A 20,191-nucleotide genomic window follows, 5' to 3' on the forward strand; every position below is an offset into this window, starting at 1 on the left:
TCGTGGTGGCCCCTCCCAGACTTGAACTGGGGACCAAGCGATTATGAGTCGCCTGCTCTAACCACTGAGCTAAGGGGCCAGTGTGCGTGGAATTATATGGGAAGCGATGCTACTTGTCTATAGCTATGCCGGTCTAAATTGTCTGCTTTTTCAACAATTAAGAGGCAGTCGAGTTGGATTCGTTGCAAGACCGGATAATAAAAAAGCGAGCTAAAAAGCTCGCTTTTATCATTGAGTTAGCAGCTAGTCGATTACTCGTCTAGGAAGCTACGTAGCACGTCTGAACGGCTTGGGTGACGTAGCTTACGCAGTGCTTTCGCTTCGATCTGACGGATACGCTCACGAGTAACGTCGAACTGCTTACCTACCTCTTCAAGAGTGTGGTCAGTGTTCATGTCGATACCGAAACGCATACGAAGAACTTTTGCTTCACGTGGCGTTAGGCCAGCCAGCACTTCGTTGGTTGCACCACGAAGGTTGGTTGCTGTCGCAGCATCCATTGGAAGTTGAAGCGTAGTATCTTCGATAAAGTCACCTAGATGCGAATCTTCGTCATCACCGATAGGGGTTTCCATCGAGATTGGCTCTTTCGCGATCTTCAGTACTTTACGGATCTTGTCTTCCGGCATTTGCATGCGTTCAGCTAGCTCTTCCGGTAACGGCTCACGACCCATTTCCTGTAGCATCTGACGAGAGATACGGTTCAACTTGTTGATCGTTTCGATCATGTGAACTGGGATACGGATAGTACGCGCTTGGTCGGCGATTGAACGAGTGATTGCCTGACGGATCCACCATGTTGCGTAAGTCGAGAACTTGTAACCACGACGGTATTCAAACTTATCAACCGCTTTCATCAGACCGATGTTACCTTCCTGGATTAGATCCAAGAACTGTAGACCACGGTTGGTGTATTTCTTCGCGATTGAGATTACCAAACGTAAGTTCGCTTCAACCATCTCTTTCTTCGCACGGCGTGCTTTCGCTTCACCGATAGACATACGACGGCTGATGTCTTTGATACGCTCGATAGTTAGACCTGTTTCTTGCTCTAGTGCGCTAAGTTTAGCTACAGAGCGACGTAGGTCTTCTTCGTAAGTTTTTAGGCGCTCAGAGTAAGGCTTACCTGAGTTTAGTGCTTCATCGATCCAGTCTGCAGAAGACTCGTTGCCAGCAAATAGGCTAACGAAAGTTTTCTTCGGCATCTTCGAGTTATCAACACACATACGCATGATAAGACGCTCGTTAGTGCGTACTTTATCCATTGATTCGCGAAGTGAGCTAACTAGCTTGTCGAACTGTTTCGGGATCAGACGGAATTGCTTGAAGATCTCAGACAGTTCTTCAACCGCAACTTCGGTGTCTTTATGGTGACGACCGTTCGTCGTGATAGCCGTAGCCATTTTCTCGTAAGACGTACGAAGTTCCATGAACTTTTCACGAGCAAGTTCAGGGTCGATACCTGTATCTTCTTCCTCGTCGTCGCTGTCTTCGTCGTCTTCTAGATCTTTGTCTTCGTCTTCAAGATCACTTTCGCTCAGCTCTGAGCCAATGTGTGTTGCTGTCGGTGCCGTTGTTTCTTCTTCATTAGGATCAACGAAACCGGAAATGATGTCAGTGAGGCGAAGCTCGTCCGCTTCCACTTTGTCGAATTGCTCTAGCAGGTGAGCAATTGCTGAAGGGTATTCGGCAACAGAACATTGAACTTGGTTAATACCATCTTCAATGCGTTTAGCGATATCGATTTCACCTTCACGAGTCAGTAGCTCTACCGTACCCATTTCACGCATGTACATACGTACTGGGTCAGTAGTTCGGCCGATCTCGCTTTCTACGCTAGATAATGCTTGCGCAGCCGCTTCGATAGCGTCTTCATCGGCATTATCTTCAGTCATCATTAATTCATCGGCATCAGGGGCAGTTTCTACTACCTTAATACCCATGTCATTAATCATCTGAATAATGTCTTCAACCTGATCGGAATCGACGATGTCTTCCGGTAGGTGGTCATTTACTTCGGCGTAGGTCAGATAGCCTTGTTCTTTGCCTTTCGCGACAAGTAACTTTAGCTGAGACTGCGGATTTTGCTCCATAGACGATATCCAACTTCGGGTCTGGTTGAGAAATAGAATGCAGAAAATGCAAACCAATAATTATAACAAACTTCTAAACTGTTGACCAAATATTAGCCAGGACGATTGAGCAACAACAACTGCAATTCCTGCTTTTCTTCGACTGATAAGCCGATAGTATTCGATTTAGCCTGCAACTTTTCTATTTGTTGACGGACACACTGGTCAAACACTTTGTCCAATGCATCTAAAAATACATCATGCGTGCTGTCTTCGTTGTCAGACAGCGGTAACTCCCATGCAGCAAGGCGCGCCATCATGGCTTCATTTTTTGTGCCTCGCCAACTTTCAAGGAGTTGCCCCGTAGTTATATTGGGGCGTACTCGACATTTATCAACTATTGATAACAATAAATTTAGTCCCGCTACTTCGATCCCTTCAAATGTCTGGGCATCAAATGCGAGGCTGTTAACAAAATGCGGGTTTTGGATCAGCAAGGCAATGGCTTCACGCATCGGCGTGCGCTTGATGTCTTGCTGGGGTGCCTTCGGTTGTTCAACGGCACTTTGTTTTAACTCAATACGGATCTGATCGGGTGGTAAACCTAAGTTATAGCCTAGTGTATTGATCAGATATTCACGTAATGTTTCACCCGCCACTTTTTCAATCAGTGGGGCTGCGAGTGTCTTGAGCTTGGCTTTACCTTCACGGGTGCTGGTATCAACTTGCTGGATCAGCGAGTTAAACATGAAGTCAGACAAGGTCATCGCATCCGTCACGTTTTGCTCAAACGCTTCTTTACCAAATTGGCGGATGTAGGAGTCTGGGTCTTCACCGTCAGGCAAGAACATAAATTTTAATTGGCGACCATCAGTTAAGTATGGCAGAGCTTGCTCCATGGCACGCCATGCGGCGTCGCGTCCGGCGCGGTCACCATCGTAACAACATACTACAGTACCGGTTTGGCGGAACAAGGTTTGAACGTGATCACCGGTAGTTGAGGTGCCAAGCGATGCGACCGCGTAATCGACCCCAAACTGAGCCAATGCCACCACATCCATATAGCCTTCAACAACCAGTAGGCGCTCAGGTTCACGATAGGTCTGCATGACTTCGTATAAGCCATACAGCTCGCGCCCTTTATGGAAAATGGGGGTTTCTGGTGAGTTGAGGTACTTAGGTGTACCGTCACCCAGTACACGGCCACCGAAGCCAATAACGCGACCACGGCGATCGTGGATAGGGAACATTACGCGACCACGGAAGCGGTCATAGCGACGACCGTTGTCGTTTTCGATCAGCATCCCGGTGGTAACAAGCGCTTGTTGCGCCTCGTTATCACGGCCAAAGCGGCTACGCACTAAATCCCATTGGTCGGGAATGAAGCCGATACCGTACTTTTTAACGATTTCGCCTGATAAGCCACGGTCTTTGAGGTAATCAATCGCGACTTTGCCATCATTGGTGCGAAGCTGTGATTGATAGAACTGCGAGATCTGCCCCATCATGTCGTACAGGTTGCGTTTTTCAGCAGTCCGCGGGCCCGATGGAGCGCCACCATTTTCTCGAGGTACTTCAAGACCCAGTTGCGAGGCTAATTCTTCGATAGCATCAACAAAATCAAGACGGTCGAACTCCATAACAAAGTCGAGCACATTACCGTGCACACCACAGCCAAAACAGTGATAGAACTGTTTTTCTTGGCTTACAGAGAAAGACGGGGTTTTTTCGTTGTGGAAAGGGCAGCAGGCACCGAAGTTTTTGCCTTTTTTCTTGAGCTTCACTCGTGCGTCAATCACGTCGACGATGTCGTGACGTGCGATGAGATCATCAATGAACGAACGAGGGATTTTTCCTGCCATACAACGGGTAACACCTTGATATCGAGGGTTAAATACCACCAGAAAATGGTGATGGAATAGTTGGATTTGAGTAAAAAATGTCTGGAGTTAGAATACAAACAAGCCGCGCATTCCCCAAAAGGATAGCACGGCTTGTTGCAGAACTGGGGTAGTATTAGCCTAGTTTAGCTTTCACTAACTGACTAACTGTTCCCATATCGGCACGACCCTGAATTTGTGGTTTCAGTACGCCCATCACTTTACCCATGTCTTGCATGCCGGCAGCACCAGTCGCAGCAATTGCTTCATCTAGCAGAGCGGCAACTTCGTCGTCGCTAAGCGGTTGAGGCAAGAACTCGTCTAGAACTGCAATTTCAGCAAGCTCTACATCAGCAAGGTCTTGACGGCCAGCAGCTTCGTATTGAGTTACTGAGTCACGGCGTTGCTTTACCATCTTGGTTAGTACTGCAATCACGTCGTCATCAGAAAGCGTAATGCCTTCGTCAACTTCACGCTGTTTGATTGCAGCCATTACCAAGCGAATTGCGCCAAGACGAGGTTTATCCTTCGCCTTCATCGCAGCTTTTTGTTCGTCCTTTAGACGATCAATCAGAGTCATAACACGTTCCTTCTGTTAATCGCTAGATTAGTACAGACGAACGCGACGCGCGTTTTCGCGAGCCAATTTCTTCAGGTGACGCTTAACTGCCGCTGCTTTAGCGCGCTTACGTACTGTAGTTGGCTTCTCGAAGTGCTCACGACGACGTACTTCAGAAAGGATGCCTGCTTTTTCGCAAGAGCGCTTGAAACGACGTAGTGCTACGTCAAACGGTTCGTTTTCACGTACTTTGATTACTGGCATGTAATACTCACCTCAGAGTGATTCGGTTTAACACTGACAACTAGAAAGAGTCAGCTGATTAAAAATGGTGCGAAATTCTAATCTGATCTAGGGGCATTTGTAAAGCATTCTGCAACCATGAACTGGTTAATTTTTGTCAACAGCGGTAACATGCCCTCAATTCTCACCAGTTACTAACTAGTATAGAGGTTATTATGCGTATACTGGGCATCGAAACCTCCTGTGATGAAACAGGGATTGCGATTTTCGATGATGAAAAAGGTCTGTTGGCTCATGAGCTATACAGCCAAGTAAAATTGCACGCAGATTACGGCGGTGTTGTCCCTGAACTTGCATCGCGTGACCACGTGAAAAAGACCATCCCATTGATCAAAGAAGCCCTTGCTACTGCTGGTTTAACCCCGGCAGATCTTGACGGTGTTGCTTACACCGCAGGCCCTGGCTTGGTTGGTGCGCTGCTGGTTGGTGCCACTATTGGTCGTAGTTTGGCGTATGCATGGAATCTACCTGCGGTTGCGGTACACCACATGGAAGGTCACTTGCTGGCGCCTATGCTGGAAGAGCAGCCACCAGAGTTTCCTTTTGTTGCTCTGCTTGTTTCTGGCGGTCACACCATGATGGTGGACGTGAAGGGCATTGGCGAATACGAAATCCTAGGTGAATCAGTGGACGATGCCGCTGGTGAAGCGTTTGATAAAACGGCCAAGCTGATGGGCTTGGATTACCCTGGTGGTCCGCTGCTGTCTAAGCTAGCTGAAAAAGGCAATGCGGGTCGCTTTAAGTTCCCGCGTCCGATGACAGATCGTCCGGGGCTAGACTTTAGCTTCTCGGGTCTGAAAACCTTTACTGCGAATACCATTCGCGATAACGGTGATGACGAGCAAACGCGTGCCGATATCGCCTATGCGTTCCAAGAAGCGGTGGTTGATACGCTTGCGATTAAATGTAAGCGTGCGCTGAAGCAAACTGGTTACAAGCGTCTAGTGATTGCTGGCGGTGTGAGTGCGAATAAACACTTGCGTGCTCAGCTTGAAACCATGATGACTAACCTTAAAGGCGAAGTCTTCTATCCTCGTACTGAGTTTTGTACAGACAACGGTGCCATGATTGCTTATGCGGGCATGCAGCGTTTGAAAAATAACGAGACCATGGACTTGGGTGTAAAAGCACACCCTCGCTGGCCGATCGACCAGCTAAAGCCGATTGCTGACAAAGAAGCTTAATTACTCGGTGTTGTGCTCTATTTCGCGCAATGACGGATAAATGGTTGATTAAGTGATTGATAATAAAAAACGGGCGTAAAGCCCGTTTTTTGTATCTGTGATTTTGCTAACTGTGTTTGTTAGCGTCCGCTTATTTGCTTTCTTGCTCTGAATCGAGCTTTGCACTGTGGTTGGGTTCGCTATTGGCTTGATTCGCGGCGTTCGCATTGGCATTGCCTTGACGGAATTTTTGCCAGATCTTGGTTTCTTTGCCTTCAAGTAAACGACGAACATTGTCGTGATGGCGAAGGACAATTAAACACGACAGCATGGCTACCGGCATGGTGTATTCCGGTTTTACCCACCATGTGAACAGCGGCGCGGCTAGCGCAGTGAACAATGAACCAAGTGAAGAGTAACCAGTGACAAACACGGTCAGCAGCCAGCAGCTGATCAGCATCCCACTTAAATCCCAGCCAATTGGTGCCAAGCCACCCAACGCAGTTGCTACGCCTTTACCGCCACGGAAGTGGAAGAACACAGGATAGATGTGACCTAAACAAGCTGCGATACCAATCACGCCCAGTAAGAATGGGTTTACATCAAGGAAGTAGCTAAGCCAGACCGGGATCATGCCTTTAAGAATGTCGCACACCAGCACAAGGGCGGCGGCTTTACGACCGCCAAGGCGATAGACATTAGTCGCCCCAGGGTTACCTGAGCCTGATTCACGTGGATCCGGTAGACCAAATAGCCGACAAATTAAGACCGCACTGGAAATTGATCCCAGTAAATAGGCTCCGATAATGATCAAAAGTATTAGCGGCGTCATGGTGAAATCTCGTTAGCCTGCAAACAGGGTTAATGTCTTCGGAAATGACCGAGAATGATCACTGGGTTTCATCCTAGTGACGCATTCCTGTGATATAGTTCCTCACCTCTCGCATCAATGCAAGTGTTTGCAATTCACGCAACCGTGCGCGATGTAGAGAGTGGATGTCAGTAAAATTGACGATTACGACCTGATAATACGCGCTTTTGCTCAAATTGGGTATCCGACCTCTAACAAAATTAGCGATTGAACATGGACTCAGTATTTATCGAACATCTTGAAGTTATCGCCACTATTGGAGTGTATGACTGGGAACAAGAAATTAAACAAAAATTGGTGCTGGATTTGGAGATGGCTCACGATAACCGTCCCGCCGCCAATAGTGATGACGTAGCCTATGCATTAGACTATGCCGCGGTAAGTGAAGCGGTTACTGCCCATATTCAAAATGGCCGTTTTTTGTTAGTTGAGCGTGTCGCTGAAGAAATCGCGACCTTGCTGATGACGCAATTCGGTGTGCCGTGGTTGCGTGTCCGTGTTACTAAACCAGGAGCGGTGCCAAACGCTCGTGGCGTTGGGGTGCAAATCGAACGAGGCGAGAAGTGATCCAAACTTTTATCAGTATCGGCTCCAATATTGAGCGCGAGTTTCACCTTCGTGCTGCGATTGCTGAGCTGAAAAAGCTAGGAAGTGATTTTCGCCTGTCGCAGGTTTTTGAAGCTGAGCCTGTGGGTTTTCAAGGGCCTAACTTTTATAACTGTGTCGCCGCTTTTGATACCCACTTACCGTTAGACCAATTGCAGCGCCAGCTTAAACAGCTGGAGCTGGATTACGGTCGTGCGCCTGATGCGAAAAAAAATCAAAGTCGAACTCTCGACTTAGATATTTTGCTGTACGGTGATGTGCAGCAAAGCGTATCGCCTGTCTTGCCGCGCACTGATTTATATAAATTTGCGTTTGCCTTGTGGCCGATGGTGGAACTTGCGCCTGAATTAGCAATTCCTGGTGATACCCGTACTATCCGTCAGTTGGAGCAAGCGTTGCAGTTTGAGCAGGCCCTATGGCCTGTTGAATTTGTTGTTGAGGAATCACATGAGTCACTTTGAAGCTTTTGTGTTGGCCCTGATCCAAGGTCTGACCGAGTTTTTGCCGATCTCTAGTTCGGCGCACCTAATTTTGCCATCGCAAGTGTTTGGCTGGGCTGACCAAGGTTTAGCATTTGATGTTGCGGTACACGTTGGTACTTTAGCGGCGGTTATTTTGTACTTCCGAAAAGAAGTGGTGGCGTTGCTGACCGCTTGGGTTGCCTCGATTTTTAAAGGTCATCGTAGTGCCGAATCGAAATTGGCGTGGATGATTGTTCTCGCGACGATCCCTGCCTGTATCTTCGGTCTGTTGATGAAAGATTTCATCGAGTTATACCTGCGCTCGGCGTGGGTGATTGCCTGTACGACGATCATTTTTGGTCTGTTACTGTGGTGGGTTGATAAGCGTGCGACTCAGCAGAGTAACGAATACCAAGCGGATTGGAAACAATCGCTATTCATTGGCTTGGCGCAAGCGGCAGCGATGATCCCTGGGACTTCTCGCTCAGGTGCGACGATGACAGCAGCGCTTCACCTTGGCTTTACTCGTGAAGCGGCAGCACGTTTCTCGTTTCTGATGTCGATCCCAATCATTCTACTCGCTGGTAGCTACCTGTCACTGAAGCTAGTGACAAGCGGTCAAGCGATTGATTTTGGTGGTTTAGGTATTGGTCTTGCGGTGTCTTTTGTGAGTGCCTACGCTTGTATTCACGTGTTCCTAAAACTGGTTACGCGTTTAGGTATGTTGCCGTTTGTGATTTACCGTCTGCTGCTAGGTGCTGGTTTGTTTGCCTTCTTGATGATGCAATAAGACAGCGTCTACCGCACTAAAAGGAAAGGCTCATCATTGATGAGCCTTTTTTGTTTATGGGTGCTGCTGACGATAAGTCGTTAGTATTTGCTCAACCGCTTGAGCGCGTTGAATCGCCAATTGCTCTTTGATTTCCTTGCCTTTAAAGCCAGCTTCTACAATCGGCTTAACTGCCACTTGCTCGGCAGCGTTAAAGCAATCCACTAATAAATCGGCTTGTGGGTAGGCTTCTTCTTCATGCCCCGTACGACCACGGGCATCGGCGCGACAGCACAAGCTTAAATAGCCAATGCGCTCCGGTTTTCGCCATGCATCCATTTGATCGAAGATCTTGATAAAGGTGGTTGGGCGCATTTCTGGTGCGTTGTGGATCTTGGTATGTTGTGCACACACCATCAGCGCGGTATCGCGAAACTCATTCGGGACGCGTAAGCGCTCGCATAGCCCCTTAATTGTGCTTAATCCCGTTTGGCAATGAAGCTTATGGCTCGGCCATTCGCTCTCTGGAGTAAGGGCTTTGCCAAGGTCATGTACTTGGGCGGCAAAGCGCACCACTGGGTTGGTACTTAACTGAGCGGCCTGCTGCGTGACTAGTAAGGTATGAATGCCACAGTCGATCTCTGGGTGCCACTTCTCCGGTTGCGGGACGCCAAATAAGGCATCGATTTCCGGCATGATCACCCCAAGAGCACCACATTGACGTAGTACCGTTAGAAAGACTTCAGGGTTTTGATAATCGAGTGACTTTTCCCACTCTTTCCAAACGCGCTCTGGGGTTAAGGCATTAAGCTCGTCGTTGATCACCATCTCTTGCATTAATGCCATGGTTTCAGGCGCAACATGAAAGCCAAGGTGGGCAAAACGGGCGGCAAAACGTGCCACGCGCAGTACGCGCAATGGATCTTCGATAAACGCAGGTGACACATGACGTAGCCATTTGTCTTGCAGATCTTGCTGGCCGCCGTATGGGTCATGCAAGGTGCCGTCATCGTCTTGGGCGATGGCGTTGATGGTTAAATCGCGACGCATTAAGTCTTGCTCGAGCGTCACATCTGGTGCAGCGTGGCAGACAAACCCCGTATAGCCTTTACCAGATTTGCGTTCAGTACGGGCAAGAGCGTATTCTTGCTTGCTTTTCGGGTGAAGAAATACGGGAAAGTCACTACCGACTTGAGTGTAACCTTGGGCGAGCATTTGGTCTGGCGTTGCGCCAACTACAACCCAGTCTTTATCTTTCACGGTTAAGCCCAGAAGTGCGTCACGTACCGCACCTCCTACAAGATATGTCTGCAAATCCAGTTCCCCTTATGTAACTATGCGATTTGTCGTTATAGAATTATTTTATTATCGGTATCAGAGTATAAGGCATGTATAAGGATTTTTTCGGTATTACTGAAGTCCCTTTTTCAATTGTCCCTAGTGCAAGATTTTTGTATCTCAGTGATCGTCACCGCGAAGCTTTAACCCATTTACTCAATGGGTTAGGGGATGGCGGTGGTTTTGGTTTACTGACGGGTGAAGTTGGAACAGGTAAAACCACGGTGTTACGTGCCTTAATTGCGCGTTTGACGCAGGAAACTCAAGTCGCGGTGATCCTGAACCCGACCTTGTCAGCGCAAGAGCTATTGGCCAGTGTGTGTGATGAGTTGGGATTGAGTTATGCCGACAATGCCAGCTACAAAGTGTTGATGGATACGATTTATCAGCATTTACTGCTCAATCACAGTGAAGGTCGCCAAACGCTTTTGTTGATTGATGAAGCGCAGCACCTGATGCCCGATGTGCTAGAACAATTGCGCTTACTGACCAACTTGGAAACCGAGAGCCGTAAGCTGCTTAAAGTCGTTTTGATTGGTCAGCCTGAGCTTCAACAACTACTACAACAAGAGCGCCTGCGCCAGTTAGCGCAACGCATCACCTCGCGTTATCACTTACTTGCCTTAACGCCGAAAGAAGTGGCCGAATACATCCAGTACCGCTTACGGGCAGTGGATTGTCTTTTCCCGGTCTTTGATGAGCCCGTTGCACTCCAAATCGCGCAGCGTACTCAAGGGATCCCTCGTTTGATTAACCTGGTGTGCGATAAGGCAATGCAGCTTGCGTATCAACACAGCCAGCATCAAGTCACCAAAACTATTGCTCATCAAGCTTGTGATGATGTCCTGAGCTGGCATCAACCTGTCGCAGACGCTGCGGTGAGTCACTCGTCAGCAACAGGGCGTGGTCGCAGTTTAGTCGCGCTGGGGTTAGGTCTTGCGATGGCGGCAGGGACGTTTTGGGCTCAGCAACAGCCTTGGTTCAGTATCCCAGGTTTGCCTTTGGTTACCCACGATGGTGCAGCACCTGCCACTGAGTTGGCAACAGCAGATGAAAGTTCAGCACAGCCCGTGCATCAAGCGTTGCAAAAGCGCTCTGAAAAAAATTTATTGAGCAATGCGATTGCGGTAAGTCGCAGTGAGCAAGTTGCGATGCAGACCCTTTATCAACTGTGGGGGTATGACACATCACTCAACCAAGCCAATTGCACCACCAGTCAGCGATTGTATTTGTCGTGCTATCAGGGCAAAGGGAAAGACTTGTCTGGCTTGACGCTCATCAATCGTCCGGCGTTAGTTGGCATGCATAGCGAGCAAGACGGTGATTACTTTGCGGTGCTGTATCACTATTCGCGTGAGCAAGTCGAGCTACTATTAGGAGGACAACGCATTGCGGTTAGTCATGCGTGGTTCGAGCAACACTGGGAAGGCAATTATACTCTGTTATGGCGACCGCCATTAGGCAGTAAAGCCAGTATTCGTTTTGGTCAGCGCGGTGAACGCGTTGATTGGCTAAATCAGCAATTAAGCCAAATTTTAGGTGAACCTGTGGCGCGTCACGATAAATTCGATCAGAAATTGTTAGATAAATTACGCCGTTTCCAACGGGCACAAAACTTAGCAGCCGATGGGATTGCCGGCCCGATGACCTTGATGGTGATCGATGCGGCATTGAACTTACCGGGGCCTACGTTACTGGCTAAGGTGAGCTAATGTCGAAGTTATTTAAAGCGATTGCTCAATCAGAGCAGGGCTATCAACGTCAGTCGGCGGTAGCCACCCCGCGATTTACGCCGTCACAGCCGATGGAGGCCTCACAGCGCTGGTGGTTACCTGCAACCTTATTTGTGCTGCCGAGTGTCATGGTGGTGGGCTACAGTGCGTTAGCAAGCATGTGGGCTGGTCACACGGTCAATCCACAAGTCAATGCGGCCACTATGAATCGTGAAATCGTGAACAGTGAAATCGTTGTAACGACTTCGGAGCATGAGGCGAGCGAAGGTGAGGTGCATCAGGTGCAAAGTTTACTCGACGGTGAACTGCGTGATGTTACTTTTCTACCTTACCCGGAGTTAGTGACTGAGACCTTACCAGAGGCGAATTGGGTACAAGCGTTTGATAACGCAGACCCATACCCTGAAGAACGCTCCCCTCGTTATGAGGCAAGCTCGTCAACTCAAACTGTGCAGCCAGCAACACCAAAGTCCGTAGCGCCTAAGCCGAGAGTGGTGAGCAGCCAGCCGCAAAATTCTGGTTGGGATTTGGATAAGCTCGATCTCTCCGAGTTATCACCAGAGTTGGCTGTTCAATTGCGTTCAGCGATTGAAGCGACAGAAGATGAGTCTACGGCAGAAATGACTGAGAGTGAGCCAACACCAAGCCAAGTCGCGCAAGCCTTAGCACAGCGTCCGGTGCCGCAAGTGATTGCGATTGGTGATCTGCCTGCAGCGGTGCAGTCGCGTTTACCGACTTTAAACCTGCAGACGCATATTTACTCGTCGAGCCCGAAAAGTCGTTGGATCAAAGTGAATGGTCGTGAAGTATTTGAAGGCGACAAGATCGCCCAAGGCATCACGCTTCGTCGCATTGAACCGCGCCAAATCGTGTTTGATTTTGAAGAGTATTTGGTCGCCATGCCAGCGTTGTCGCAGTGGTAGGCGTTAAGAGAGAGCGAATAAAAAGGGTAGCCATTTGGCTACCCTTTTTTGATGTTTGTTTTGTTAGTGCGCATTTCGCGCCACCAAGCTTATGCCCAGCCGTTGTTGTTCTTACGGCGACGTGGGATCAAGTGCGGCAAGATCAGACCCAATAGAAGGCCTACGCCTGCAACCATACCACCGTAGGTGAACCAACGCATAAGCAGGTCATCTTTTTGAGTATCAAGCTTAGCGCGTAGTTCGCGAATTTCAGCTTGTGATGACATCAGCTGATCGTTCAGCTTGGTGTTTTGCTGCTCAAGCTCACCGATTTGGTCGTTACGAAGCTTCAACGAGTTCTTTAGACCCGCGTTTTGCTCATCGCTTGATTTTACAGCTTCTGCTAGCTTCGCTTTTACCGTTGTTAGCTCTTTTTCAAGCGCTGGCACACGGTCTTTCAGGCCAACTTGGCGCGAAATGAACTTACTGCTTACCCAGCCAGTGCGTCCGCGAGCATCAACGATACGGCTGTAGCCAGTATCTTTATTGGTTTCGAGTAGCGTCACTTTGGTACCTGCATTCACACTTCCGATGATGCGGAACTGAGTGCTTGGCCCTTTGTGCATGTAAGTGAACAAATCGTCAGAGATATAACGCACTTGTTCGGCTTGCGCTGGTGCTGTCACAACAGCAAAAGCCAGTAAAATTAAGCTGATTAGTTGCTTCACAATGTGATCCTTGAGGAGCCAGAATTCTTTAAGGGTTCTGATACTAAAAATTTTGTGAGCAAGGTGCAAGAAAAGAGGGAGGCAAAGCCTCCCTCTTTTGAACCTGTGCCACTAATTAACCGAATACGGCTTGCATTGCGTAGAAGAATACGACTGCAAGTAGCGCACCAGCTGGCAGGGTTACAACCCAAGACGCAACGATGTTACGTACAACGCCAAGGTTTAGTGCCGCGATACCACGGGCGAAACCTACACCTAGCACTGCACCCACTAGCGTTTGAGTTGTTGAAATTGGTAGACCTGTACCTGAAGCCAGTACAACAGTTGATGCTGTTGCAAGCTGCGCCGCAAAACCACGGCTTGGCGTTAGCTCAGTGATGCCTGTACCAACAGTAGCCATTACTTTGTGGCCCATGGTTGCAAGACCAACAACGATACCAATACCGCCTAGTGGAAGGATCCACCATGCAATTTGGCTTTTCGCTGTGATTTCGCCCATGTGCTCCACGGTGGAAACAACGGCAGACAGAGGACCAATCGCATTCGCTACGTCGTTAGAACCGTGTGCAAACGCCATCGCACAAGCGGTTACAACCATTAGCAGGCTGAATACACGTTCTACACCCGCGTAACCATTGCTGTCCACTGAAGTACCATCGTCGGTATATTTACGGCTGATGTAAACATAGCCCAAAAACATAACGACAGCTGAAACGGCAATAGAGGCTACCCATGCTTCACCGCTTGATAGGTGAAGGCCAACGTGTTTTAGACCTTTCTTAATGGTTACCAGTGCGATAACTAGCGCAGTGATAAACATGTAAACAGGTACAAAACGTTTGGCGTTTACAAGTGGATTATCGGTATCGAAGATCAGGCGTTGTGCACTGACAAAGATAAGGTACGCGAAGAAACCAGAGATAAGTGGTGTGATTAACCAACTACCTACGATGCCTTGAACCGAGCTCCAGTCAACGGCATCAGTACCCACAGATACACACGCAAAACCGATGATTGCACCGATGATTGAGTGAGTTGTAGATACAGGCCAGCCCATGTAAGACGCAACAAGTAACCAAGTACCTGCAGCAAGTAGTGCTGACATCATGCCGTAAACCAGTACTTCTGGTTGGTGAGCGTAGAGTGATGTTTCGATAACCCCTTTACGAATCGTATCGGTTACTTCACCGCCAGCCAGGTAAGCACCCGCAAACTCGAAGATCATTGCAATAATGATCGCTTGTTTAACGGTTAGCGCTTTAGAGCCAACAGAGGTACCCATTGCATTGGCAACGTCGTTCGCACCAATACCGATAGCCATCATAAAACCAAAGATAGCCGCCACCAAGATAAGCATGGTGCCGTAATTAGCCAGGATTTCCATTGTAAAACCTTGTTTTTGTTAATTCTCTTCGCTTATGAACGCGATAGCATGATTTCTAGTCGCGAGCCGACACGTTGTGCCTGATCAGCGATGCCGCCAACCCACTCGAGAATTTTGTACAGGAACATGACATCGACCGGACTGTGTTGGTCTTCGATGGCCATAAGTTGTTGACGAAGTTTAATCTGCATGCTGTCGGTATCGTCTTCGATAACGTCAAGCTGATTAATCATTTCAGCAACTAATGTCACTTCTCTGCCTTTGAAGCCTGTTTCCAGAAGTTCATCCAATTCGTTGATCACGCGACGTGCTTGTTCAGCAGCGTCAAGACAACGTTGAACGTACGCAAGGAAGTCAGGGTACATTGCGGAAGGAACTCGTAGCTCACGTCCTAGAACTCGACCAGCGATATCTTTGGACAGGTTAGCAAGTTTATCCTGTTGGGTAAGAAGACCTAACATGTCAGTACGATCTACTGGCATGAACAGGCCACGAGGAAGCTTAAGGCGGATTTCACGCTTTAGCACATCCGCATCTTTTTCAAGTTGCGAGATTTGCTCACGTATCATCGAAGCCTTTTCCCAATCTCCGGCATTACATGCTTCAAAGAAAGGAACAAGCAGTTCACAACATTCATTTACACGAGTAACGTGACGTTGCAATGGTTTGATTGGGGATTTAGCAAAGAGCCCCATAATTGTATTTACTGGCATAGCCGATCAACCTAAAGAGTGCCTACTATATATGGCTAAATCTTGAGCGATGGTCACAGAGGCGCGCATGGTAACGTATAAGTTTCGGCAGGGGAACCCATTTTGATCAAGGTTTTGTCGATATTTCTCTCTTGCCCCCGAGCGCATAAGGAAATATCCTTGGATTGCCACTGTTTATAGGTACCCATATGGAAACCGAGATAGAACTGAAGTTTTTCGTCTCACCAGAATTTTCGAGTCAATTGTTGAGCAAAATATCACAAGCGAAAATTCTGCAACAAAGTAGTCGAATGTTAGGGAATACTTACTTCGACACCCCAGACCAAATTCTTCGCCAGCACGATATTGGCCTTCGGGTCCGTCGTTATGATGATGTATTTGTCCAGACATTGAAAACAGCGGGACGCGTGGTTGCCGGTTTGCACCAACGTCCAGAATACAACGCTGAAACCAATGGCACTGATCCCGATCTCAGCTTGCATCCTGCTGATGCTTGGCCTGAGTCTTTGGTGGTTGCTGACGTTCAACAGCAACTCATTCCGCTATTCTCGACTGATTTCGAGCGCCAACAATGGTTGGTGGCGATGCCTGATGGCAGCCAAATTGAGTTGGCATTTGACCAAGGCGAAGTGAGTGCTAACGGTCAAACTGATCCTATCTGCGAGGTGGAGCTGGAGCTGAAATCCGGTCAGACCGATGCCTTATTTACTCTTGCTCGTGAGCTTTGTGCTGACGGTGGCATGCGTTTAGGCAGCTTGAGCAAGGCGGCCCGTGGCTACCGCTTGGCAACAGGCTCCCAAGGTGACGCAATCACTGTGATGGACTTTGTTCCGCTGACGGCAAGTGAATCGGTCGAAACTGTATTTGTACGCACGCTTGAGCACGCCCTTGACCATTGGCACCGCCACGAGCAAATTTACAACGAACAACAAGACCCAGCAGCATTAGTGCAAATCAAACAAGCCTTGAGCCTCATTCGCCAAGTGTTTGTGATGTTTGGTGGCATGATCCCGCGTCGCGCTAGCGCTCAGTTACGCCAAGAACTGCAATGGCTTGAAGGTGAGCTGGAGTGGCTTGATGAAGCGGCAAGTATTGAACAGTTGCTTGACGACAAAGGTTATGTGCTGCGTAAACTGAACGCGCAAAAAGTGTTGGTGAAACAGCTGCAAGCTCAGCAAGAGGCGTTGCCTGATGCTGAGTCGATGCTGACGCTAATGCAATCGGCGCGTTACTGTAACTTGCTATTGAACTTAAGCAGTTGGATCTTAAGCCGAGGCTGGCAGCCGTTCCTTGATGATAAAGGTCGTACTAAGCTGGCTAGCAATGTTAAGCAGTTTGCCGATGGTACGTTGGCACGTTCATGGCAAGAGCTGTTGGATGTGTTTCCTGTTGAGCGTCAATTGGACCGTGTGGAGTACCGCGATCAGCAACCGCGCTTGATGCGTAACCTGATGAGTGGTTTGTGCTTTGCCAATCTGTACGATGAAGAGCGCCGTGCCGGTTTTAGAATGCCGTGGCTAGATCTCTTGCGCGGGATTGAAGATTTACGCCAATTAGAGCCTGTACGCGCCCTACTACCAGAGCACGAAGGGGACGATTTAGTGCAAATCGAAAAATGGCTGGCACGCCGTGAAGAATCACTGTTGCACGCCATGGATCAAACGCGCCACATTGGTATCGAGCTTGCGCCTTACTGGCCGTAATTAATAATCGCTTATCGACTAGGCTTGTAAAGCGCGAAGATAACGCCTCATATGCTCATGGCTATGGGGCGTTTTTGTTGGGTTGCTCATCATACTTTTCTGTTGTCTTCTGCAGTTGAGTGGCTTGCGTTTGGCGCTCTTTGGCTTCTTGGCTCGCCGCCACTCGGCTTTCGAGTTGTTCTAATCGATCCAATAATCGTTGCTGGGTTTCCAGCATTTGTCGCCACTCTCGACGATGGCGCTCTTCCTCTGCTTGTTTAAATTTACCTGGGTCAGAAATCATTGAACTGACCAAACCTGCCACCATACCGAACAAGCCCACGCCGCAGACAATGATCACTGCTGCCAGCATTTTTCCCAAGGTCGTCACAGGGTAGTGATCGCCATACCCCACGGTTGAGATGGTGACAAATACCCACCACAAGGCATCGCTAGCATCGTGAATGTTGGACTCTGGGATATCGCCTTCGATCACCAGCATCAGCGCAGAGCCAATGGTAACCAGTAAGGTCAGCAATAGAAAAATGGAGGCGACCGTTGCTTCGCGGCGATTGCTGCGGATGTAGTGAAGTATCTGGTGACTGGAGCGGATAAGGCGGATCACCCGAAACACTTGAATGATACGCGCAAAGCGAACTTGCTCTATGACGGGAATACTAGCGACGAAATCAATCCAGTGGGTTTTGAGATAGCCCCACTTGTTAGGGTTTCTGAATAAATCGGTGAGTAATTGAAACCAAAAAAAGCAGCAAATTAAGGTATCGATGCCGAACAAAAGTGAGTAAACACTATCGTATTTTGGAATGAAGATAAGGCTGGTCACTATAGCCAGTGAGACAATGGATAAAACCAATGACATCAAGCTCATAGGATTTAGTTCATGTTTGATGACATCGATCTTTTTAGACATTCAATTTTCCCTATCAGCTGCCGACATATAGTATGATCGCAAAGAAAGTTAACTTGTGAAAAAACAAGCACAGCGCGTGAGTGAATACCCAGCAAAAATGTACATGGGCTAATAACGCACATCTGACGGCGACTGTTGAGCAGTTTGTTGTTAAGTAGATCACAGGCATGCACTGGGGGGTGAGTGCCTAAATCGTTGTTAGCGCTTTGTATTATAACCTATTTGCTTTTTCTGTTGGGTTGAGCGCGCTGATTAAATATGGAGATTAAGGATGGCAACGTTGGTTTTTAAGCCGTGGGAAAAAGGGTTAACCAATATTCGACTCGTACCAAAACTGGTGCTGTTGATGGTGTTTAGTACCTTGTTATTAATTGGAAAGCAGTTGTGGGATGCCAACACCTTTTATCAGAGTGTGCTGGATATTCAGCAAGACCGTGCTAAGGAAGTGGCTACCGCCAATGTGTCGTTATTAACGACCTTGTTGGCGGAGGGTCAACAAGGGCGAGAGTTGGCGGAAAAAGCCATTTTGTCGCAAGAAAACCGTTGGGGTGAAGGGGCTTACCTTTACTTGGTTGAGCGTGATAACGGCAGTGTGTTTGGTCATCCAAGCGCTCGTCGTATCGATCAATTAACGGATCAAATCGAGCAAGGTGGCAGCTTGGCACGCTTGCTAAGCCAAGTGTCGCAAGGCCAAGGGCTAACCTTAAACAACGGCGCACGTTTTGAGTATGTGATGCCAGTGCCTAACCAAGATTGGCTCTTGGTTGCTTCGCAATCATCGTCAGCGGCAGATCAATACCACCAAGATTACATGGTTCAGGTGGCCTGGCAGACAGGTTTGATGATCATTGCGTTTATGGTGATCCTATTAGGCGGCTCTAGCATCATGCTACGCCAAATTAACTACCTGACAGAGAGCATCAAACGTTTAGCGCAGCGTGATATGTCACAGCCTATCGTGATGGAGTGTAACGATGAGTTTGGTGACTTAGCGCGTGAGCTTGAGCAAACTCGTGTGCAACTGCGCGACGTGATTTGTAACCAACGTGAAGCCTCTGCCGAGCTGTCGGGTTTGGCGGAAGTGATGTCGATCAGCATGATCGAAACCAAAGAGTCGTCCCAAGAAGAATTTGCTGAAATCGACCAACTGGCATCAGCCATGAGTGAGATGACCTCAACAGTACAAACTGTGGCTGATAATGCTCGCCAAGCGTCGAACGCGACTGAAGGTACTTCAGAGCAGGCTGAACAAGGTCAGCAGTTTGTGTCGCAAACTATCGGCACCATCAACCAATTGTCGCAAGATATCGCCCAATCGGCAGACGCGGTTAACCAAGTAGAAAGCCGTGTTGATCAGATCAGCAGTGTGATTGTGACTATCCAAGGTATTTCTGAACAAACGAACCTGCTGGCACTGAACGCTGCGATTGAAGCGGCGCGTGCTGGTGATGCGGGACGTGGCTTTGCCGTGGTTGCCGATGAAGTTCGTAATCTTGCTCAGCGCACCCAAACCGCGACCGTAGAAATCCAAGAAATGATCACTCAGCTTCAAAATAGCGCTCAACAGGCGGTAACTCTAATGGAGCAATCGGTCGTGGAAGCGGCTGAAGGGGTTGAGTTAGTCACCAATGCTGGTGGTGAGCTGGATAAAATCGTAGCGCAAGTTACTCACATTAACGACATGAACTTCCATATTGCATCAGCAGCAGAGCAGCAAAGCTCGGTAGCCGATGAAATGAGCCAAAACCTCAGCAACGTGCGTGAGCTGGTGGAAGCTTCGGTAATGGTCGTGACCGAGCTGTCGGAAACCTCTGACGTGATGCAAGAACAAGCGATGGATTTAGAGAAGAAAATTCAAGCTTTTAATGTTTAGGCATTAGCTTACTGACTAACGATGATTAACGCCCGCTTTTGCGGGCGTTTTATTATCATGATTCAACGCCTTGTTTGCTCCCTGTGCACTGTTGTTACCAGTGAACAGGCTCAAGGATTTATTACCATTGGTCGCATCAGGCTGTGCTATGTTAAGCACCGTATTATGCCAATCAGCCATACCTAAGAATCAGGCGAAAGAGCGATGCTATCCCGCAAGCTCT

The 20,191-nt window shown here is 48.4% G+C and carries 18 protein-coding genes and 1 tRNA gene; 8 read left to right on the forward strand and 11 right to left on the reverse strand.

Annotated elements, in window-relative coordinates:
* Positions 1–3: 3 nt before the first annotated feature.
* The 5 genes from A3K86_RS01215 to rpsU form a co-directional block, all read right to left on the reverse strand.
* Positions 4–79, reverse strand: a tRNA-Ile gene (locus tag A3K86_RS01215).
* A 172-nt stretch (positions 80–251) separates the two neighbouring features.
* Complete coding sequence (gene rpoD / locus A3K86_RS01220; protein ID WP_068326476.1) at positions 252–2,093, reverse strand: RNA polymerase sigma factor RpoD; 1,842 nt, start codon at positions 2,091–2,093, stop codon at positions 252–254.
* A 92-nt stretch (positions 2,094–2,185) separates the two neighbouring features.
* Positions 2,186–3,934, reverse strand: a complete 1,749-nt coding sequence (gene dnaG, locus A3K86_RS01225) for a DNA primase (protein WP_068326479.1) — start codon at positions 3,932–3,934, stop codon at positions 2,186–2,188.
* Between the two features lie 154 nt (positions 3,935–4,088).
* On the reverse strand, positions 4,089–4,532 hold the full coding sequence (locus A3K86_RS01230) for a GatB/YqeY domain-containing protein (RefSeq protein ID WP_068326482.1): 444 nt from the start codon (positions 4,530–4,532) through the stop codon (positions 4,089–4,091).
* A gap of 27 nt (positions 4,533–4,559) precedes the next feature.
* Positions 4,560–4,775 carry a 30S ribosomal protein S21 gene (gene rpsU, locus A3K86_RS01235; protein ID WP_005301411.1) on the reverse strand — a complete coding sequence of 72 codons (216 nt, stop codon included), beginning with the start codon at positions 4,773–4,775 and terminating at the stop codon, positions 4,560–4,562.
* Between the two features lie 194 nt (positions 4,776–4,969).
* Here rpsU and tsaD point away from each other — a divergent pair, with 194 nt between their 5' ends.
* Entirely contained in the window at positions 4,970–5,998 is a 1,029-nt protein-coding gene (tsaD, locus tag A3K86_RS01240; RefSeq protein ID WP_068326485.1) for a tRNA (adenosine(37)-N6)-threonylcarbamoyltransferase complex transferase subunit TsaD, read from the forward strand.
* Positions 5,999–6,128: 130 nt separating this feature from the next.
* Here tsaD and plsY read toward each other — a convergent pair whose 3' ends face one another.
* A complete protein-coding gene (plsY, locus tag A3K86_RS01245) occupies positions 6,129–6,809 on the reverse strand; it encodes a glycerol-3-phosphate 1-O-acyltransferase PlsY (protein ID WP_084406460.1) in 681 nt (226 codons plus the stop codon).
* A gap of 252 nt (positions 6,810–7,061) precedes the next feature.
* Between plsY and folB the strand changes: the two genes are divergently transcribed.
* The 3 genes from folB to A3K86_RS01260 are packed head-to-tail and all read left to right on the forward strand — an operon-like array spanning position 7,062 to position 8,705.
* The gene (gene folB, locus A3K86_RS01250; protein ID WP_068326488.1) at positions 7,062–7,415 is read left to right on the forward strand and encodes a dihydroneopterin aldolase; all 354 of its coding nucleotides are present in this window, start codon (positions 7,062–7,064) and stop codon (positions 7,413–7,415) included.
* Positions 7,412–7,915, forward strand: coding sequence for a 2-amino-4-hydroxy-6-hydroxymethyldihydropteridine diphosphokinase (gene folK / locus A3K86_RS01255; RefSeq protein ID WP_068326491.1), 504 nt, complete (start codon positions 7,412–7,414; stop codon positions 7,913–7,915). Before folB ends, folK begins: the two co-directional genes overlap by 4 nt.
* Positions 7,902–8,705: an undecaprenyl-diphosphate phosphatase gene (locus A3K86_RS01260; protein WP_068326494.1), complete on the forward strand. Its 804-nt coding sequence runs from the start codon at positions 7,902–7,904 to the stop codon at positions 8,703–8,705. The genes folK and A3K86_RS01260 overlap by 14 nt, the downstream gene beginning before the upstream one ends.
* A 54-nt stretch (positions 8,706–8,759) precedes the next feature.
* Here the strand turns inward: A3K86_RS01260 and A3K86_RS01265 are convergent, their stop codons facing one another.
* Complete coding sequence (locus A3K86_RS01265) at positions 8,760–9,998, reverse strand: multifunctional CCA addition/repair protein (RefSeq protein ID WP_068326497.1); 1,239 nt, start codon at positions 9,996–9,998, stop codon at positions 8,760–8,762.
* A gap of 74 nt (positions 9,999–10,072) precedes the next feature.
* On the opposite strand from A3K86_RS01265, the gene A3K86_RS01270 reads away from it, so the two are divergent.
* Together A3K86_RS01270 and A3K86_RS01275 are read left to right on the forward strand one after the other, a co-directional pair.
* Positions 10,073–11,734 (forward strand): ExeA family protein, encoded by a 1,662-nt coding sequence (locus A3K86_RS01270; protein WP_068326499.1) that lies wholly within the window; start codon positions 10,073–10,075, stop codon positions 11,732–11,734.
* A complete protein-coding gene (locus A3K86_RS01275; RefSeq protein WP_068326502.1) occupies positions 11,734–12,678 on the forward strand; it encodes a general secretion pathway protein GspB in 945 nt (314 codons plus the stop codon). Before A3K86_RS01270 ends, A3K86_RS01275 begins: the two co-directional genes overlap by 1 nt.
* A gap of 89 nt (positions 12,679–12,767) precedes the next feature.
* On the opposite strand, the gene A3K86_RS01280 is transcribed toward A3K86_RS01275, so the two are convergent.
* The 3 genes from A3K86_RS01280 to A3K86_RS01290 all read right to left on the reverse strand — a co-directional run bounded on the left by A3K86_RS01280 (position 12,768) and on the right by A3K86_RS01290 (position 15,482).
* Positions 12,768–13,385 (reverse strand): TIGR04211 family SH3 domain-containing protein, encoded by a 618-nt coding sequence (locus A3K86_RS01280; protein WP_068326505.1) that lies wholly within the window; start codon positions 13,383–13,385, stop codon positions 12,768–12,770.
* Positions 13,386–13,500: 115 nt separating this feature from the next.
* Complete coding sequence (locus tag A3K86_RS01285) at positions 13,501–14,769, reverse strand: inorganic phosphate transporter (RefSeq protein WP_068326509.1); 1,269 nt, start codon at positions 14,767–14,769, stop codon at positions 13,501–13,503.
* A 32-nt stretch (positions 14,770–14,801) separates the two neighbouring features.
* A complete protein-coding gene (locus A3K86_RS01290; protein WP_068326512.1) occupies positions 14,802–15,482 on the reverse strand; it encodes a TIGR00153 family protein in 681 nt (226 codons plus the stop codon).
* A 188-nt stretch (positions 15,483–15,670) separates the two neighbouring features.
* On the opposite strand from A3K86_RS01290, the gene A3K86_RS01295 reads away from it, so the two are divergent.
* The gene (locus tag A3K86_RS01295; RefSeq protein WP_068326515.1) at positions 15,671–17,185 is read left to right on the forward strand and encodes a CYTH and CHAD domain-containing protein; all 1,515 of its coding nucleotides are present in this window, start codon (positions 15,671–15,673) and stop codon (positions 17,183–17,185) included.
* Positions 17,186–17,246: 61 nt separating this feature from the next.
* On the opposite strand, the gene A3K86_RS01300 is transcribed toward A3K86_RS01295, so the two are convergent.
* Positions 17,247–18,095: an ion transporter gene (locus A3K86_RS01300; protein WP_068326518.1), complete on the reverse strand. Its 849-nt coding sequence runs from the start codon at positions 18,093–18,095 to the stop codon at positions 17,247–17,249.
* Between the two features lie 271 nt (positions 18,096–18,366).
* Here A3K86_RS01300 and A3K86_RS01305 point away from each other — a divergent pair, with 271 nt between their 5' ends.
* On the forward strand, positions 18,367–19,968 hold the full coding sequence (locus A3K86_RS01305; RefSeq protein WP_068326521.1) for a methyl-accepting chemotaxis protein: 1,602 nt from the start codon (positions 18,367–18,369) through the stop codon (positions 19,966–19,968).
* The last annotated feature ends 223 nt before the right edge of the window (positions 19,969–20,191 follow it).

It is taken from the genome of Photobacterium jeanii, assembly GCF_001650345.1.
Taxonomy (GTDB): domain Bacteria; phylum Pseudomonadota; class Gammaproteobacteria; order Enterobacterales; family Vibrionaceae; genus Photobacterium; species Photobacterium jeanii.

Bases quoted from the DNA above. Each gene is read 5' to 3' on its own strand.
- tsaD (WP_068326485.1), top strand. From the start codon at position 4,970: ATGCGTATACTGGGCATCGAAACCTCCTGTGATGAAACAGGGATTGCG.
- A3K86_RS01300 (WP_068326518.1), bottom strand. From the start codon at position 18,095: ATGTCTAAAAAGATCGATGTCATCAAACATGAACTAAATCCTATGAGC.
- folB (WP_068326488.1), top strand. From the start codon at position 7,062: ATGGACTCAGTATTTATCGAACATCTTGAAGTTATCGCCACTATTGGA.
- A3K86_RS01295 (WP_068326515.1), top strand. From the start codon at position 15,671: ATGGAAACCGAGATAGAACTGAAGTTTTTCGTCTCACCAGAATTTTCG.
- A3K86_RS01305 (WP_068326521.1), top strand. From the start codon at position 18,367: ATGGCAACGTTGGTTTTTAAGCCGTGGGAAAAAGGGTTAACCAATATT.
- A3K86_RS01260 (WP_068326494.1), top strand. From the start codon at position 7,902: ATGAGTCACTTTGAAGCTTTTGTGTTGGCCCTGATCCAAGGTCTGACC.
- A3K86_RS01270 (WP_068326499.1), top strand. From the start codon at position 10,073: ATGTATAAGGATTTTTTCGGTATTACTGAAGTCCCTTTTTCAATTGTC.
- rpoD (WP_068326476.1), bottom strand. From the start codon at position 2,093: ATGGAGCAAAATCCGCAGTCTCAGCTAAAGTTACTTGTCGCGAAAGGC.
- rpsU (WP_005301411.1), bottom strand. From the start codon at position 4,775: ATGCCAGTAATCAAAGTACGTGAAAACGAACCGTTTGACGTAGCACTA.
- A3K86_RS01275 (WP_068326502.1), top strand. From the start codon at position 11,734: ATGTCGAAGTTATTTAAAGCGATTGCTCAATCAGAGCAGGGCTATCAA.
- A3K86_RS01285 (WP_068326509.1), bottom strand. From the start codon at position 14,769: ATGGAAATCCTGGCTAATTACGGCACCATGCTTATCTTGGTGGCGGCT.
- dnaG (WP_068326479.1), bottom strand. From the start codon at position 3,934: ATGGCAGGAAAAATCCCTCGTTCGTTCATTGATGATCTCATCGCACGT.
- plsY (WP_084406460.1), bottom strand. From the start codon at position 6,809: ATGACGCCGCTAATACTTTTGATCATTATCGGAGCCTATTTACTGGGA.
- A3K86_RS01230 (WP_068326482.1), bottom strand. From the start codon at position 4,532: ATGACTCTGATTGATCGTCTAAAGGACGAACAAAAAGCTGCGATGAAG.
- A3K86_RS01290 (WP_068326512.1), bottom strand. From the start codon at position 15,482: ATGCCAGTAAATACAATTATGGGGCTCTTTGCTAAATCCCCAATCAAA.